A 15965-nucleotide genomic window follows, 5' to 3' on the forward strand; every position below is an offset into this window, starting at 1 on the left:
CCGAGGAGGTGTCGACGATGGAACTCGCCGAGCTGGTCGCGGCTCGCCCGGTGCCCTGCGCCGGCCTCCTGCTGACCGTGACGCCGCGCTGCCCGATGACCTGCGCACACTGCTCGTCCTCGGCGAACATGGACGGCAGGGACCCGGCGGCGGCACACCTGCGCCGGTTCGTCGGGTCGTTCGACTCCCCGACGGCCGGGCCGGCACTCGTCGCCGACGGCACCTTCCCGGTCCGGCCGGAGGTGCTGCTGATGACCGGCGGCGAGCCGATGCTCCGCCCCGCGCTCGTCGCCGAACTGGCCGGGACCGCCCGCCGCGCCGGCACCCGCAGCGCCGTCCTCACCGGGGCCTTCTTCGCCCGCGACGGGCGGCTCCCGGACCGGATCCGCACGGCCGTGCTCGCGGTCGACCACGTGTCGGTCAGCGTCGACGCGTTCCACGAGCGAGAGGTGCCCCGGACCTCGGTGTTCCGGCTGCTGCGGCACCTGCTCGACATCGGTGTGCCGGTCAGCGTGCACGCGGCGGGCAACGGACCCGACGACCCGTATCTGGCCGACCTCGTCGCCGCCACCGCCCGCGCGTTCGCGGACCGGGTGCCGATGCTGGTCAACACGATCCGTCCGATCGGGCGGGCCGCCGGAGCCGTGCCGGCCAACTCTGCCGCGCCGGACCGGCGGGTGCTGCCGTGCTCGATGGCGGCCTGGCCGGTCGTTGCCGGGGACGGCACCGTCGTCGCCTGCTGCAACCAGGACACCGTGGACCGTCGCCCGGTCCCCGCGCACCTGCGCCTCGGGCACGTCGCGGTCGACGACTGGGCCGCCGTCCGGGACCGGGCGCTCGGCTCGCCGGTGCTCCGGATGCTGCGCACCACCGGCCCGCACTATCTGTGGGACGCCCATTCCCCGGCCGCCCCGGACCGGGCCGCCCCGGCCGCCGCCCCGTCCCCGGCCGGGGCGACGCCGGGTGCCGGTGCCGGTGCCGACAGCGGCACCGCGCCGGACCGACCGGGCTACTGCGGGAGCTGCCGGCGGCTCGGCGAGCGGCCCGGCGCGCTCGCCACGGCGGAACGGATCGCCGCCGGCCCGGCCGGGGAACTGCTCGACCGGCGGGCGGCGCGAATGCAGGCGGAGGCCGGGCCGGTCGTCTACCTGCGGCGCCACGCCTGCGCCCGGTACGCCCACCTGATCACGCCGCCCGCCGGCCCTACCCGCGACCGGGCCGGGTCGAGCGGCGGCGGCCAGCGCCGGGAGGTGGCCTGATGATCGGCTCCGCGTTTCGGCTGCGTACCACGTTCGGGCAGGCGATGCCCGCGCTGGAGGCGGCGGCCGCCCAGGTGTGGCAGCTCCCGGGGCTGCGCGAACGCTATCCGGAGTATCTCCGCGCCATGCACGGGGTGATCCGGGCCTCGGTGCCGCTGATGGAACTCGCCGCCCGGCGCTGCGCCGAGCGCCCCGACGACCCGGTCGCCGCGCCGCTGCGCACCTACCTGCTGCGGCACGTCATCGAGGAACGCGGGCACGACGACTGGCTGCTGGACGACCTCGCCGCGCTGGGCCACGCGGTCGGGCCGCTGGCCTCGGCGCCACCACCGCCCGCCGTCGCCCGGCTGGTCGGTGCCCAGTACTACTGGGTCCTCCACCACCATCCGGTCGCCCTGCTCGGCTACATCGCCGTGATGGAGGGGAACGCGCCGCACGTGGGTCTGGTCGCCCGCCTGGTGGAGTCGGCGGGACTGCCCGAGACGGCGCTGCGGACCGTACGCGACCACGCCGCGCTCGACACCGCACACACCCGGGCGGTCTACGACCTGATCGACTCCCTTCCGCTGACCCCCGACCAGACCACCGCGATCGCGGTCAGCGGTCTCTGCACCGCCGAGGGGCTGATGAGGCTCTTCGCACACATCGCACGGACTCGGAAGGACGGTGCCCGGTGACCGCACGACGACAGCCGTTGGAGGTGCTCGCCTCGAACGGCTTCCCGGTCGAGCAGTTGACCCCGGAACAGCGGGAGGTGCTCGACGGCCTCACGGCCGCAGAGGTCGACCTGCTGATCGGCATCAAGAGCCGGCTCGACGAGGTCGGTCCGGACGTCGTCGCGCACAGCGAGATCGCCGGCGCGGCGCTCTTCTGAGCCCGCCGGCGGCACGAGGCACGACGCACGAGGGGAAGCACCATGAACTGCGCCTCCTGCGACGCGGGTACGCCGCCCGACGCGCGCTTCTGCCCGTCCTGCGGTTCCCCGGTCGCGCCGGCCACCCCCGCCGCCGAGCGGAAGCTGGTGACGGTCGTCTTCTGCGACCTCGTCGGCTCCACCGCCCTCTCCGAGGCGCTCGACCCGGAGACGCTGCGCGTGGTGACGCTGCGCTACTTCGCGGCCATGCGGGAGCAGATCGAGCGCTACGGCGGCACCGTGGAGAAGTACATCGGGGACGCGGTGATGGCGGTCTTCGGCGTACCGGTGATGCACGAGGACGACGCGAGCCGGGCCGTCGCCGCCACCCTCGGGATGCGGGAGGCGCTGGCGGCGCTCAACGCCGAGATCGAGCCCGCGCTCGGCGTGCGGCTGCGGGTCAGGATCGGCGTGCACACCGGGCCGGTGGTGGCCGGCACCGAGATCTCCACCCGGCAGGCGCTGGTCTCCGGGCGCGCCGTGAACGTCGCCGCCCGGCTGCAACAGCACGCCGGTGAGGGCGAGATCCTGATCGGACCGCTGACCCGGGCGGCGGTCGGCCGGGCGGCGCAGGTCGAGGCGGTCGGCCCGTTCCAGGTCAAGGGGGTACGCGAGCCGGTCGCCGCCTTCCGGCTCTACGCGCTCGGCGACGACGCGCCCGAGCTGCGGCGCCGGTTCGACGTGCCGTTCGTCGGGCGGGACCGGGAACTCGGCACGCTCGACCGGGTGCTCGACGAGGTCGCGGCGAGCCGTGCGCCACGCCTGGTGACGGTCTACGGGGACCCGGGGATCGGCAAGACCCGGTTGCTGCGGGTCTGGCTGGACCGGGTTGGGCGGCGGGCGGTGCACGGTGCGGGGCGCTGCCGCCCGTACGGCGAGCACGGCAGCCTCGCGCCGCTGGCCGAGGCGGTGCACCAGTTGCTGGCCGGACCGTCGGGGCGTACCGGTGACGCCAGTGCGCTGGCGGTCCTCGACGCCGGCCTGCTCCGCGACGGCACGCCCGGGCACTCCCTCGACGCCACCTGCGCGGCCCTGGCCCAACTGCTGACCGGGCTGGGCCGGGGCCGCCCGGTGGTGCTGGTCCTCGACGACTGTCAGTGGGCCACCGACCCGCTGCTCGACCTGGTCGACCGGCTCGCCGCCGGAACGGCCGGCGCCGTGATCTTCGCCTGCCTGGCCCGGCACGAGCTGCTCGAGCGCCGGCCGGACTGGGCGCGTCGGGCCGACACGGTGCAGCTGGCGGGCCTGAGCGCCGTCGAGGCCGCGGCGGTCTCCGCGACCCTGGCGGAGGTCAGCGCCCACGCCGCACCCGGCACCGCGCGGCTTCCGGAGCTGGCCGGCGGGAACCCGCTCTACCTGGAACAGCTCTTCGCCGCGGCGGCGGAAACCGGCCGGGCACAGCCGGACCCGGCGAACGGCGAGCTGCCGCACACCCTCCAGGCGCTGCTCGGCGCCCGTCTCGACGCGTTGGACCCGGCGGACCGGGCGGCGCTGGAGTCCGCCGCCGTCTGGGGCCGCGAGTTCTCCGCCCGGCAGGTCACCGCGCTGGCCCCGGACGCCGGACCCGCCGGACCGGCCCTGGCCCGCCTGGTGCGGCGCCGGATGGTCGAGATCACGACCCCCGACGACAACCTGCCGGCGACGCACGCTGCCGGCCCGATCGCAGCGTCCGACGGCGGCGGGGTCGCAGCGTCCGACGGCGGCGGGGTCGCAGCGTCCGACGGCGGCGGGTTCGCAGCGTCCGACGGCGGCGGGTTCGCAGCCTCCGACGGTGGCGGGGTCGTGTTCCGGTTCAGCAACGGGCTGATCCGGGACGCCGCCTACCAGGCGATGGCCAAGCGCACCCGGGCCGAGCGGCACCAGGCCGCCGCCGAAGTGCTCGCGGCCGAGCGGGCGCCGGCCGCCGCGGTCGCCGGGCATCTGGAGCGGGCGTACCGGCTCCGCGTCGACCTCGCCCAGACCGGCCCGGCCACCGAGGCGCTCCGCCGCCGCGCCGCCGACCTCCTCGGTGCCGCCGGTGCCGCCGCGCTCACCCGGTCGGACCTCGCCTGGGCCGAGGACCTGCTCGCCCGCGCCCGCGACCTGCTCCGCACCGGTGAGCCGGACCGGGCGGGCGTCCTCCGGCGGCTCGGCGAGGTCCGGCTCGCCGCCGGTGCCGGCGGACCCGGCCGGGAGCTGCTGCGCGAGGTGCTCGCCGGCGACGCCGACCCGGTGGAGGCCGCCCACGCGCGGCTGTCGCTGGCGGTCGCGGACGGTACGCCGGCCGAGGAGACCGCGAGGCTGGCCCGGTCGACGCTGCCGGTCTTCCGGGACGCCGGTGACGAACTGGGCCAGGCACGCGCCCGGATCCGGATGGCGCAGGCGCGGCAGGTGCAGGGCCGGCACGCCGACGCGGTGGCGCTGCTCCGGCTCGGGCTCGGGCACGCGGTCCGCAGCGAGGCGGAGCCCGAGCGGGCCCTCGCGCTCGGCGCCGTCGGGATCTCGCTGTGGCGTGGTCCGACACCGGTACCGGCCGCTGTCCACCGCTGCCGTGCACTGCTGCGCGAGCACGGCGGGCTACGGCCGATGGCCCGGGTGACGCTCAACTGCCCGCTGGCGGTGCTGCTCGCCCTCGACGGCCAGCCCGACGGCGCGCGCGAGTGCCTGGCCGAGGCGGGCCGGCTGGCCCGGGACCTCGGCTACGCCGAGCGCGAGGTGGTGCTGCCGATCTTCGCGGCGGCGGTCGAGGTGGCCGTCGACCGCCGCGCTGACGCGCTCCGCGAGCTGGAACGGGCCGCGGAGGCGGCCCGGCGGCTCGCCGCCGGCCAGCTCGGGGTGATCGCCCGGGAGTCGGCCCGACTCCTGCTCGACCTGGGTCGTCCCGTCGAGGCCGCCGGCCGGCTCGCCGCGATCGACGGAGGCGCGACGCTGCCCCGCGCCGACCGGGCCGACCTCGACGGGCTGCGTGCCCGGCTCGCGGCGGTACGCGGGGCGGACCCGGAGGCGACCGCACTCGCGGCCGGTGCGGTCGCGACGGCCGATGGCACGGACTCGCCGCTCGTGCAGGCGGTCGCCGCGCTCGACCAGGCGGAGACGCTGCGCCTGCTGGGCCGGTCCACGGCCGCCGTCGAGGCCGCCGGACGGGCCCGGCGGCGGTTCGAGGCGAAGGGGTACCGGGCCGGCGCGGACCGGGCGCTGCGGCTGGCCGCCGGGCTCGGCGCCGAACGGGCAGTGCAGGCGCCCTGATGTCGGGAGGAAAGATGGCAGCGACGGTACGGCCCCCGCTCACCTGGTGGCTGGTGGGCAAGCAACCGGCGGAGATCGGGGTGGTCGCCGACGGAGAGCGGGTGACGCCCGACTGGGCGTGGGGCGGCGCCACCGGGCGGGCGGTGCGGGTCTGCGTCGTCGACTCCGGGGTGGAGCCGGACCACCCGCTCGTCGGTCCGGTCGCCAGCGCCATGGCCGTGGTCGAGGACGGCACCGGCGGCTACACCGTCGAGGAGACCTCCGGCGGCGACGCCTGCGGGCACGGCACGGCCTGCGCCGGCATCATCCGCCGGATCGCGCCCGACTGCGAGCTGCACAGCCTGCGGGTCCTGGGCCCGAATGCCACCGGCTCCGGCGCGATGCTGCTCGCCGGGCTGCGGTGGGCGGTGCGGCAGCGCTTCGATGTGATCAACCTGAGCCTCTCGACCACCCGCGCCCGGTTCCTGGAGGAGCTGCGGGCGCTCGCGGACGAGGCGTACTTCCACCGCTCGGTGATCGTCGCCTCGGCGCACAACACCCCGGTCGAGAGCTTTCCCTGGCGGTTCTCCTCGGTCATCTCGGTCGGCAGCCACCTGGAGGACGACCCGGAGCTGTTCCTCTACAACCCCCTGCCGCCGGTCGAGTTCTTCGCGCCCGGGCAGAACATCGAGGTCGCCTGGCTCGGCGGCACGACCATCCGCAGCACCGGCAACAGCTACGCCACCCCGCACATCGCCGGGCGCTGCGCCAACATCCTGTCCAAACACCCCCTGATGACCACGTTCCAGCTGAAGAACGCTCTCTACCTGTCGGCCGCGAACGTCACCGTCCCGGTGAGCGGCGGCAGTGACGACATCGGAGGTAACCATGCATGACACCAGCTACGAAACCGGATCCGCGTCCGCCGTGGACGGGGGTTCCCTTCCGGCGGAGCTGCTCCAGTCGGTGGTGGACGTGGCGCGGGCCATCTTCGGCGCGCAGGCCAGCTCGGTCTTCCTGCTCGACGAGCCGGCCCACGCGCTGGTCTTCCAGGCGGTCTCCGGCCGGGGCGAGGGTTTCCTGGTCGGGCGCCGCTTCCCGGCCTCGGAGGGGATCGCCGGCTGGGTCGTCGCCTCCGGCGACGCCATGGTGGTCAACGACCTGTCGCGCAACGCCACCTTCGCGCGCCAGTTGGCGGAGACGACCCGGTACGTGCCCGACTCGCTGATGGCGGCGCCCCTGGTGCACGGCGGTCGCGTCCTCGGCGTGCTGGAGGTGCTCGACCCGGCGCCGCAGTCCCGGTCCAGCCTGCCGGAGCTGGAACTGCTGTCGCTCTTCGCCCGGCAGGCCGCCGCGGCGCTGCGGGTGGTCATGGAAAGCATGCCCGCCCGGCCGGCCACGCCGCCCGCAGGGCTCGATCCGGCCGGCCGCGAGGCGGCCCTGCACCTGGTGCGCTGTCTCCAGGGCATGCTGGACCAACCGGCGCCCGCCGTCACCGGTTGACCATGTCCGCTGGCCGTCGGTCGGGCCGGGCCCTGGGTCGGGCCGGGCCCTGGGTCGGGCCGGGCCCTGGGGCGGGCTGGTCGCGGGCGGCCGAGATTGTGGCCTGCCGGCTCGGCGGCCATACTGGCAGCCCGCCGGGAGCGGTAGCCCGGGTGCCGGGGCCGCGCAGCCTCGCCGGAGGTCAGGGGGTAACACCATCAGCGCTCGCAGGGTTCTCTTCGTCGGCGGCAGCGGGGTCATCAGCTCCGCCTGCTCCCAGCTCGCCGTCGCGCACGGCATCGACCTGACGGTGCTCAACCGGGGCAGCACCACCCGGCGACCGCTGCCGGCCGGGGTCACCGTGCTGCGCGCCGACATCCGCGATCCGGACGCGGTGAGAACCGCACTCGGCAACCGCGAGTTCGATGCCGTGGTCGACTGGATCGCCTTCACCCCGACACACGTCCGGACCGGAATCGAGCTGTTCCGGGACCGGGCCGGCCAGTACGTCTTCATCAGCTCGGCGTCCGCCTACCAGACCCCGCCGGCCCGGTTGCCGATCGTCGAGTCGACGCCGCTGCGCAACCCGTACTGGCAGTACTCGCGCGACAAGATCGCCTGCGAGGAGCTGCTCGTCCGGGCGTACCGCGAGGACGCCTTTCCGGCCACGATCGTCCGGCCGTCGCACACCTACGACCGCACCCTGGTGCCGTTCGACGGCGGGTGGACCGTGGTCGACCGGATGCGCCGGGGCCGGGAGATCGTCGTGCACGGCGACGGCACATCACTGTGGACACTCACCCACCACAGCGACTTCGCCCGTGGCCTGGTGCCGCTGCTCGGGCATCCCGCCGCCGTCGGGGACACCTTCCACATCACCTCCGACGAGGTGCTCACCTGGAACCAGATCGCCGAGACGCTCGCCGCCGCGGCCGGGGTCCCGGCCCGGATCGTGCACGTGCCCTCGGACGTGATCGCGGCGGCGGATCCGGCGTGGGGTGCCGCGCTCCTCGGCGACAAGGCCCACTCGATGGTCTTCGACAACACCAAGCTGCGCCGGCTGGTGCCGGACTTCGTGGCGACCGTGCCGTTCGCGCGGGGTGCCCGGGAGATCGTCGACTGGTACGACGCCGACCCGGCCCGGCAGCGGGTCGACGCGCGGCTGGACGCGCTGCACGACCGGCTCGTCGAGGCGTACCGGATCCGCGACCTCGCGGCGACCGGCTCGGAAGGCTGACCCCGGGCTGCCCGGCCGCACCAGGGAGCACACCGGCACCGGCGGTACCGGCCGTACCAGCCGTCGCGGCTGTCCGGGCCCGGGTGGCCTCGGGGTGACTCCTGTCGTACCCGGAGGCGACAATCGGGTGATGTTCCTCGCCACGCGGCCCGGTCGGGCCGGGCGCTGCCGGCCCCCGGCGCCGGCAGTGGGTACGCTCGCTACCGGTGTGGGGCCCGCCTGCCCCGGCGCCAGCCCCGCCGACCAGCGGCGCACGACCGGCAACCCTGGGAGTTCACCTCGTTGACTGCACAGCCTGACATCCTGTACGGAGCCGACGACCTCACCCACCTGGAGGGTCTGGACGCGGTCCGCAAGCGCCCCGGCATGTACATCGGCTCCACCGACGGCCGTGGCGTGGGTCACCTGCTCAACGAGATCGTGGACAACTCCACCGACGAGGGTGTCGCCGGTCACGCGACCCGGGTCGAGGTCACCCTGCACGCCGACGGCTCGGTGCAGGTCGACGACGACGGCCGGGGCATCCCGACCGACGTGCACGCCAAGTCGGGGCTCTCCGGCGTCGAGCTGGTGCTGACCCGGCTGCACGCCGGGGGCAAGTTCGGCAACTCCGGCTACAAGACCTCCGGCGGCCTGCACGGGGTCGGCGCCTCGGCGGTCAACGCCCTCTCCCGGCGCTTCGACGTGACGGTCCGCCGGGACGGCAGGGTCCACCAGATGTCGTTCCAGCACGGCGTGCCGGGGACGTTCGACGGCTCCGGCGCCGGGGCCGCCTTCACGCCGCACCCCGGGTTGCGCCTGCTCGGCAAGGTCAAGCGGGGCGAGTCCACCGGCACCTCCATCCGCTACTGGCACGACGCGCGCTACTTCGAGGCCGGCGCCGCGCTCGACGTCGATGCGGTCCGCACCAAGCTGCGGCACACCGCGTTCCTGGTGCCCGGGGTGACCTACGTGCTGCGCGACGCCACCGGCGGGGCGATCAGCGCGGAGACGTTCCACTTCCCGAACGGCCTGGCCGACATGGTCGACTTCCTGGCTCCGGCCGGAGACAAGCCGGTCTCCGGCACGCTGCTGGTCGGCGGGGAGGGCACCTACCGGGAGAACGCCGCCGACGCCAACGGCGTGATGCGGAGCAACGTGGAGCGCCGCGCCGAGGTCGAGGTGGCGTTCCGCTGGGGCACCGGTTACGACCGCACCGTCGAGTGCTTCACCAACACCATCCGCAACGTGCACGGCGGCACCCACCGCAAGGGCTTCGAGCGGGGGGCCACCAGGGCCCTGGTCGACGCGATCCGCAACGCGCGCGGGCTGCTCAAGCCGAAGGAGGACGCGCCGGTCCTGGACGACATCCTGGAGGGCATCACGGCGGTGGTGCACGTCCGGATCCCGGAGCCGCAGTTCACCTCCCAGACCAAGGACGAGCTCTCCACCGCCCCGGTGACCAAGGTGGTGCAGGCCGTCGTCGAGCAGCACATCCGGGCCTGGCTGGAGGATCGTAGGACCCGGGCCGAGGCGCGGACGGTGCTGCAGAAGATCGTCGACGCGGCCCGGGTCCGGCTCACCCAGAAGCAGCAGAAGGACGCCGCCCGGCGCAAGACCGCGCTGGAGGGCGCGGCGATGCCGCCGAAGCTGGTCGACTGCCGCTCGACCGGGGTGGAGCGCAGCGAGCTCTTCATCGTCGAGGGCGACAGCGCGCTCGGCACCGCCCGGCTGGCCCGCTCCAGCGAATACCAGGCGCTGCTGCCGATCCGGGGCAAGATCCTCAACGTCCAGAAGGCCAGCCTCCAGCAGGTGCTGGACAACGTCGAGTGCTCGGCGATCGTCCAGGTGCTCGGTGCCGGCTCGGGGCGTACCTTCGACCTGGGCTCGCTCCGCTACGGCCGCATCCTGATCATGGCGGACGCCGACGTCGACGGCTCGCACATCCGGACCCTGCTGATCACCCTCTTCGCCAAGTACATGCGTCCGGTGATCGAGGCGGGCCGGCTCTACGCGGCGGTGCCGCCGCTGCACAAGGTGAGCACCAAGGGTAAGAACCCGGAGACCCACTACACCTACACCCAGACCGAGATGGAGGCCACGGTCGGCCGGCTGGAGAAGGCGGGCCGGCAGGTGGTCACCCCGATTCCCCGGTTCAAGGGGCTCGGTGAGATGGACGCCGACGAGCTCTGGGAGACCACGATGAACCCGGCCAGCCGGATGGTCCGGCGGATCACCCTGGACGACGTCGAGGCGGCCGAGCAGGTCCTCGAACTGCTGATGGGCGAGAAGGTCGAGCCCCGGAAGAACTGGCTGATCGACTCGGCGAGCCGGGTCGACCAGGAGGCGATCGACGCCTGACCCGCCGGGTGGACCCCAGAAGCGGGTACGACAGCGGCCGGTGCACCGGCCAGCGAGGAAAGTGAGCACGTCACGCCATGGCACGCCGTACGGGCAAGGGACCGAAGGTCGACCTCTCCGCCTTCGACCAGGCGGGGGCCCGGGTCCTCGACAACCCACTGGCCACCGAGGTCGAGGACTCCTACCTGGAGTACGCCTTCTCGGTGATCCACTCCCGCGCGCTCCCGGACGCGCGCGACGGCCTCAAGCCGGTGCACCGACGCATCCTCTACTCCATGAACGAGCAGGGGCACCGGCCCGACCGGGCGCACGTGAAGTCGGCCCGGGTCGTCGGCGACGTGATGGGTAAGTACCATCCGCACGGCGACACGGCGATCTACGACGCGATGGTCCGGTTGGCCCAGGACTTCTCGCTGAACGCCCCACTGATCGACGGGCATGGAAACTTCGGGTCCCCGGACGACGGACCGGCCGCCGCGCGTTACACCGAGGCCCGGATGTCCCGCGAGGCGATGCTGCTCGTCGGCGAGCTGGGCGAGGGGACCATCGACTTCAAGCCCAACTACGACGGCTCGTTGACCGAGCCCTCGGTGCTGCCGGCCGCCTTCCCGAACCTGCTGGTCAACGGCACCTCCGGGATCGCGGTCGGGATGGCCACCAACATGATCCCGCACAACCTCGGCGAGGTGGTCGCGGCGGCCCGCTGGCTGATCGACCACCCCGACGCCGACCTGGACAAGCTGATGGAGTTCGTCCCCGGCCCCGACCTGCCCACCGGCGGCCAACTGCTCGGCCTGGACGAGGTGCGCAAGGCGTACGAGACCGGCCGGGGCGTGGTGCGGATGCGGGCCCGGGTCGAGACCGGCCCGCTGGAGGGGAGCCGGGGGCGGCAGGCGATCACCGTGGTCGAGCTGCCGTACGGGATCGGCGCCGAGAAGATCATCGAGGCGATCACCGACGAGGTACGCGGCAAGCTGATCACCTCCGGCCCGCGCAGGGGGCAACGGCAGGCGGCCCGGCTCCAGGGCATCGCCGACGTCAAGGACCTCACCGACCGGGAGAACGGCACCCGGCTGGTGATCGAGTGCAAGGTCGGGGTCAACCCGCAGGCGCTCCTCGCCGACCTCTACCGGCTCACCCCGATGGAGCAGTCCTTCGGGGTCAACAACCTCGTCCTGGTCGACGGGCAGCCGCAGACCCTCGGGCTCAAGCGCCTGCTGGAGGTCTTCCTGGCGCACCGCTACGAGGTGGTGACCCGGCGTACGACGTTCCGGCGTCGGAAGCGGGTCGACCGGCTGCATCTGGTCGACGGACTGCTGATGGCGCTGCTCGACATCGACGAGGTGGTCCGGCTGATCCGGGCCAGCGAGAACGCGCAGGCCGCCAAGGACGGCCTGATGAGCCAGTTCGGGCTCTCCGAGATCCAGGCCAGCTACATCCTGGACACCCCGCTGCGCCGGCTCACCAAGTTCGACCGGATCGAGCTGGAGGTCGAGCGGGAGCGGCTGCGCGACGAGATCGCCGCGCTGACCGAGATCCTCGACGACGACCGGGTGCTCCGCAGGGTCGTCTCCGACGAGCTGGCCACGGTGGTCGACGAGTTCGCGGTGCGGCGGCGTACCACGCTCATCGACGGGGACCTCAAGGAGGTGCTGGCCGCGTCGGCGCCGGCCGGGCCGCTGGAGGTCGCCGACGACCCGTGCCAGGTGATCCTCTCGGCCACCGGGCTGGTCGCCCGGACCGCCGCCGAGTCCGAGGAGGCCGCCGAGGGGCGGCGGCGCAACGGCCGGACCAAGCACGACGCGGTACGCGCCGTCGTGCACACCACCGCGCGCGGCCAGGTGCTGCTGGTGACCAGCGCCGGGCGGGCGTTCAAGACCGACGTGCTGCCGCTGCCGGTGCTGCCGGAGCAGGCGGGCACGGTCTCGCTCTCCGGCGGCATGTCCAGCACCGAGCTGGTCTCCCTGGAGCCCGGCGAGACGGTGGTCGGGTTGGCGCCGCTCGGCGAGCGCGGTGCCGGGTCGCCGGGCCTGGCGCTCGGCACCCGGCAGGGCGTGGTCAAGGTCTGCGCCCCGGAGTGGCCGGTCCGGGCGGACGAGTTCGAGGTGATCAGCCTGCGCGACGGTGACGAGGTGGTCGGGGCGACGTGGCTCACCGACGGGGCGGAGGCGCTCGCCTTCGTCGCCTCGGACGCCTCGCTGCTGCGCTTCCCGGCGACGCTGGTCCGCCCGCAGGGGGTGAAGGGCGGCGGCATGGCCGGGATCAACCTCGGCTCCGGCGCCGAGGTGGTCTTCTTCGGTGCGATCCGCACCGACGATCCGGAGCAGGGCGAGCCGATGGTGGTCACCTCCACCGGCAGCGGCGTCAAGGTCACCCCGTTCGCGCTCTACCCGGCGAAGGGGCGGGCCACCGGCGGCGTCCGGGCGCAGCGCTTCCTCAAGGGCGAGTCGCGGCTGGTCGTCGCCTGGATCGGGCCGCGACCGGTCGGCATCAGCAAGCGCGGCGAGCCGATGGCGCTGCCCGAGCCCGACCGGCGTCGGGACGGTTCCGGCGTGGCGATCTTCGGCCCGGACACCGTGGGTCACCTGATCGAACGCGGCTGACGATCGAACGCGGCTGACGATCGAACGCGGCGGAGCCGCACCGCCGTCCCGCACCGCCGTCCCGCACCGCCGTCCCGCACCGCCGTCCCGCACCGCCGTCCCTCGACCGACGATCCGCCACCCGTTCGGCTGTCGATGCCCGACCGGCTGACCGGCGATCCGCCATTCGGAGTACCGCCGGGCTTCAACTGGTCTTCAGGAGCCGGGCGGCCGGCCTGTCCACACTGATCGGCGACATCGTCGGTGATCGGGACAGGTGTGGCAACGATGGACGTCAATCCAATGAGCATCAGCAGGCGGCGGTTCCTGACGATCGCGGGCGGCGCCGCCGGGGTCGTGGCGGTGGGACAACTCGTCGCGGAACTGCCCGAGGCGTACGCGGCGGAGCTGGATTCCGCGCCGTTCACCCTCGGGGTCGCCTCCGGCGAACCGGACCACGACAGCGTGGTGCTCTGGACCAGGCTCGCCCCGGACCCGCTGAACGCGGCCGACGGCGGGATGGCACCGGAGCCGGTGCGGGTGCGCTGGGAGGTGGCCCGCGACCCCGACTTCCGGCACCTGGTCCGGGCCGGCGAGGTGACGGCGCTGCCCGAGTCGGCCCACTCGGTGCACGTGGTGGTGCGCCACCTGCTTCCGGACCGCTGGTACTGGTACCGCTTCCGGGTCGGCGAGGCGACCAGCCGCACCGGACGGACCCGGACCATGCCGGCGCCGTACGCGCGGGTCGACCACCTGCGGTTCGCCTTCGCCTCCTGCCAGTCCTGGGCCGGCGGCCCGTACCCGGCCTACCGGGACATGGCCGAGCAGGAGCTGGACTTCGTGGTGCACCTCGGCGACTACATCTACGAGACCACCGACGGCAGCCTGACCGAGTTCCGCCGGCTGCACGCGCTCTACAAGACCTCGCCCGACCTGCGCGCCGCGCACGCCCGGTTTCCGTTCTTCGTCACCTGGGACGACCACGAGGTGCAGAACAACTACGCCGGTCCGGTCGCCGGCTCCGCCGGTGACGGCCGGCCGTTCCTGGAGCGGCGGGCGAACGGCTACCAGGCGTACCACGAGCACCTGCCGCTCCGCCCGGAGCAGCGGCCGGACGGCCCGGACATGGTGCTCTACCGCCGTTTCGACGTCGGCCGGCTGGCCCGGTTCAGCGTGCTCGACACCCGGCAGTACCGCAGCGACCAGGCCCTCGGCGACGGTCGCAAGGAACCGACCGGCGAGGTCTTCGACCCGGCCCGGACGATGACCGGCCCGGAGCAGGAGCAGTGGCTGCTGGACGGGCTGCGGCACTCGACGGCCCGGTGGAACGTCATCGCCCAGCAGACCATCATGGCCGCCTTCGACTACGACCTCGGGCCGGGGCAGATCGTCAACCTGGACCAGTGGGACGGCTACCCGCCGGCCCGGTCCCGGATCCTCGACTTCGTCGCCCGGCACCGGATCGGCAACCCGGTCGTCCTCAGTGGAGACTGGCACACCCACTGGGTGAACGACCTGAAGACCGACTTCGCCGACCCGCGCTCCCGCACCGTCGCCACCGAGTTCGTCGGCACGTCGATCTCGTCGGGCGCGGGCTGGGACGCCGACGTCCGGGCGGGGCTGGCCGCCAACCCGCACGTGAAGTTCTACAACGGCAGCTACCGGGGGTACGTGATCTGCGACGTCACCGAGCGGCGCTGGCGGGCCGACCTGCGGATCGTGCTCGACGCCCGGGACGCCGCCTCGCCGGCGTACACGGTCGCGGCGTTCGAGGTGCGGGACGGGATCCCGGGTGCGCGCCGGATCGACGCCGGGGACGGCATCGTCGGCCGGGTCACCGACCGCGCCACCGGCGACGCGCTGCCGAACGTCGAGGTGGCGGTCTTCCGGGCCGACGGCAGCCGGCTGGTGGCCAGCACCACCGACCCGGCCGGCGAGGTGCTCGCCTTCGCACCGCCCGGCGACTACACGGTGACCGCGAACGGGGTCGGCTACGAGCCGGTCAGCCGGGGCGTCGCCGTCCGGGCCGGCCGGCCGACCCGGCTCGACCTGCGGCTGACCCGGGCGGCGGTCCGGGCCGGCACCGGACGTACCGTCCCCGGGCCGCAGTCCTCGGCCGCCGGCACCGACCTGGTGCTCGGCAACGACCTGGTGGCGATGGCCGTCTCGGCCGGCACCGACGACCCGCAACTGGCCGGGGTGACCGTCGGCAAGCCGCTCGACGTGGCGGCGGTCGGGCACCTCGACCAGCTCGACTGGATCAACCTGCCGTACGCCTCGGCGGCCCAGCCGCGCGGCGGCAACGCCTGGCAGCAGCGCACCGTCCGGTCGACCGGCGTCGAGGTGCTCGACGCGGCCGGGCCGGTGGCGAGCGTACGGGCCACCGGGGTCAGCACGGAGCTGCCGGAGATCGCGGTGGTCACCACGTACAGCGTCCGGCCGGGGGAGCCGTGGGTGATGGTGGAGACCGTCTTCCGCAACGGCGGGGCGGAGCCGCGTACCTTCTGGACCGGTGACGCGCTCGACCACGACGGTGCCGGGCAGCGCAGCGGTGTGCCCGGGCACGGCACCATCACCAGCAGCACCCCGGCCGACTACCCGCCGGCCGCGCCCTGGATCGGGATGACCGGCTCGGACCGGCAGACCTACGGACTCTGTTACACCGAGGCCGGCTTCGTCGCGTACGCCGCCTACAACTGGGTGATGAGCCAGCGGCAGGTGACGCTGGAGCCGGGCGGAACCTTCGTGCTGCGGCGTCGGATGGTCGCGGTCGACAACGGCGGTGCGGCCGACCCGTTCGCGGTGCTCGGGACGGTCTGATTCGCGGTGCTGGGGCTGGTCTGATTCGCGGTGCTGGGGACGGTCTGATTCGCGGTGCTGGGGGTGGTCTGAGCGGTCGGCGACTGTCGACACGGTGCGCCCGAATTCGGCCCTAACCGGCCGGTCCG

10 protein-coding genes are annotated in these 15965 nt (G+C 74.1%); all 10 read left to right on the plus strand.

Features of this window, described 5'->3' with window-relative positions; genetic code table 11:
- The first annotated feature begins 17 nt into the window (after positions 1-17).
- On the plus strand, positions 18-1259 hold the full coding sequence (locus ACN27G_RS08015) for a radical SAM protein (protein ID WP_421492136.1): 1242 nt from the start codon (positions 18-20) through the stop codon (positions 1257-1259).
- Positions 1259-1936 carry an iron-containing redox enzyme family protein gene (locus ACN27G_RS08020; protein WP_421492137.1) on the plus strand — a complete coding sequence of 226 codons (678 nt, stop codon included), beginning with the start codon at positions 1259-1261 and terminating at the stop codon, positions 1934-1936. The genes ACN27G_RS08015 and ACN27G_RS08020 overlap by 1 nt, the downstream gene beginning before the upstream one ends.
- The gene (locus ACN27G_RS08025; protein WP_421492138.1) at positions 1933-2133 is read left to right on the plus strand and encodes an aroma-sacti cluster domain-containing protein; all 201 of its coding nucleotides are present in this window, start codon (positions 1933-1935) and stop codon (positions 2131-2133) included. Before ACN27G_RS08020 ends, ACN27G_RS08025 begins: the two co-directional genes overlap by 4 nt.
- Before the next feature lie 42 nt (positions 2134-2175).
- Complete coding sequence (locus ACN27G_RS08030) at positions 2176-5397, plus strand: adenylate/guanylate cyclase domain-containing protein (RefSeq protein WP_421492139.1); 3222 nt, start codon at positions 2176-2178, stop codon at positions 5395-5397.
- A gap of 14 nt (positions 5398-5411) precedes the next feature.
- Positions 5412-6272, plus strand: a complete 861-nt coding sequence (locus ACN27G_RS08035) for a S8 family peptidase (RefSeq protein WP_421492140.1) — start codon at positions 5412-5414, stop codon at positions 6270-6272.
- The gene (locus ACN27G_RS08040; RefSeq protein WP_421492141.1) at positions 6265-6879 is read left to right on the plus strand and encodes a GAF domain-containing protein; all 615 of its coding nucleotides are present in this window, start codon (positions 6265-6267) and stop codon (positions 6877-6879) included. Before ACN27G_RS08035 ends, ACN27G_RS08040 begins: the two co-directional genes overlap by 8 nt.
- 196 nt (positions 6880-7075) lie before the next feature.
- On the plus strand, positions 7076-8095 hold the full coding sequence (locus tag ACN27G_RS08045) for an SDR family oxidoreductase (protein ID WP_421497268.1): 1020 nt from the start codon (positions 7076-7078) through the stop codon (positions 8093-8095).
- Positions 8096-8314: 219 nt separating this feature from the next.
- Positions 8315-10435, plus strand: coding sequence for a DNA gyrase/topoisomerase IV subunit B (locus ACN27G_RS08050; protein WP_421497269.1), 2121 nt, complete (start codon positions 8315-8317; stop codon positions 10433-10435).
- 77 nt (positions 10436-10512) lie between these two features.
- Positions 10513-13038, plus strand: coding sequence for a DNA gyrase/topoisomerase IV subunit A (locus ACN27G_RS08055; protein ID WP_421492142.1), 2526 nt, complete (start codon positions 10513-10515; stop codon positions 13036-13038).
- 282 nt (positions 13039-13320) lie between these two features.
- Complete coding sequence (locus ACN27G_RS08060; protein ID WP_421492143.1) at positions 13321-15837, plus strand: alkaline phosphatase D family protein; 2517 nt, start codon at positions 13321-13323, stop codon at positions 15835-15837.
- Positions 15838-15965 lie beyond the last annotated feature (128 nt).

Origin of the sequence: Plantactinospora sp. WMMB334, assembly GCF_049179095.1 — a bacterium.
Lineage (GTDB): Bacteria > Actinomycetota > Actinomycetes > Mycobacteriales > Micromonosporaceae > Plantactinospora.

Bases quoted from the DNA above. Each gene is read 5' to 3' on its own strand.
- ACN27G_RS08015 (WP_421492136.1), top strand. From the start codon at position 18: ATGGAACTCGCCGAGCTGGTCGCGGCTCGCCCGGTGCCCTGCGCCGGC.
- ACN27G_RS08020 (WP_421492137.1), top strand. From the start codon at position 1,259: ATGATCGGCTCCGCGTTTCGGCTGCGTACCACGTTCGGGCAGGCGATG.
- ACN27G_RS08030 (WP_421492139.1), top strand. From the start codon at position 2,176: ATGAACTGCGCCTCCTGCGACGCGGGTACGCCGCCCGACGCGCGCTTC.
- ACN27G_RS08035 (WP_421492140.1), top strand. From the start codon at position 5,412: ATGGCAGCGACGGTACGGCCCCCGCTCACCTGGTGGCTGGTGGGCAAG.
- ACN27G_RS08040 (WP_421492141.1), top strand. From the start codon at position 6,265: ATGCATGACACCAGCTACGAAACCGGATCCGCGTCCGCCGTGGACGGG.
- ACN27G_RS08055 (WP_421492142.1), top strand. From the start codon at position 10,513: ATGGCACGCCGTACGGGCAAGGGACCGAAGGTCGACCTCTCCGCCTTC.
- ACN27G_RS08060 (WP_421492143.1), top strand. From the start codon at position 13,321: ATGAGCATCAGCAGGCGGCGGTTCCTGACGATCGCGGGCGGCGCCGCC.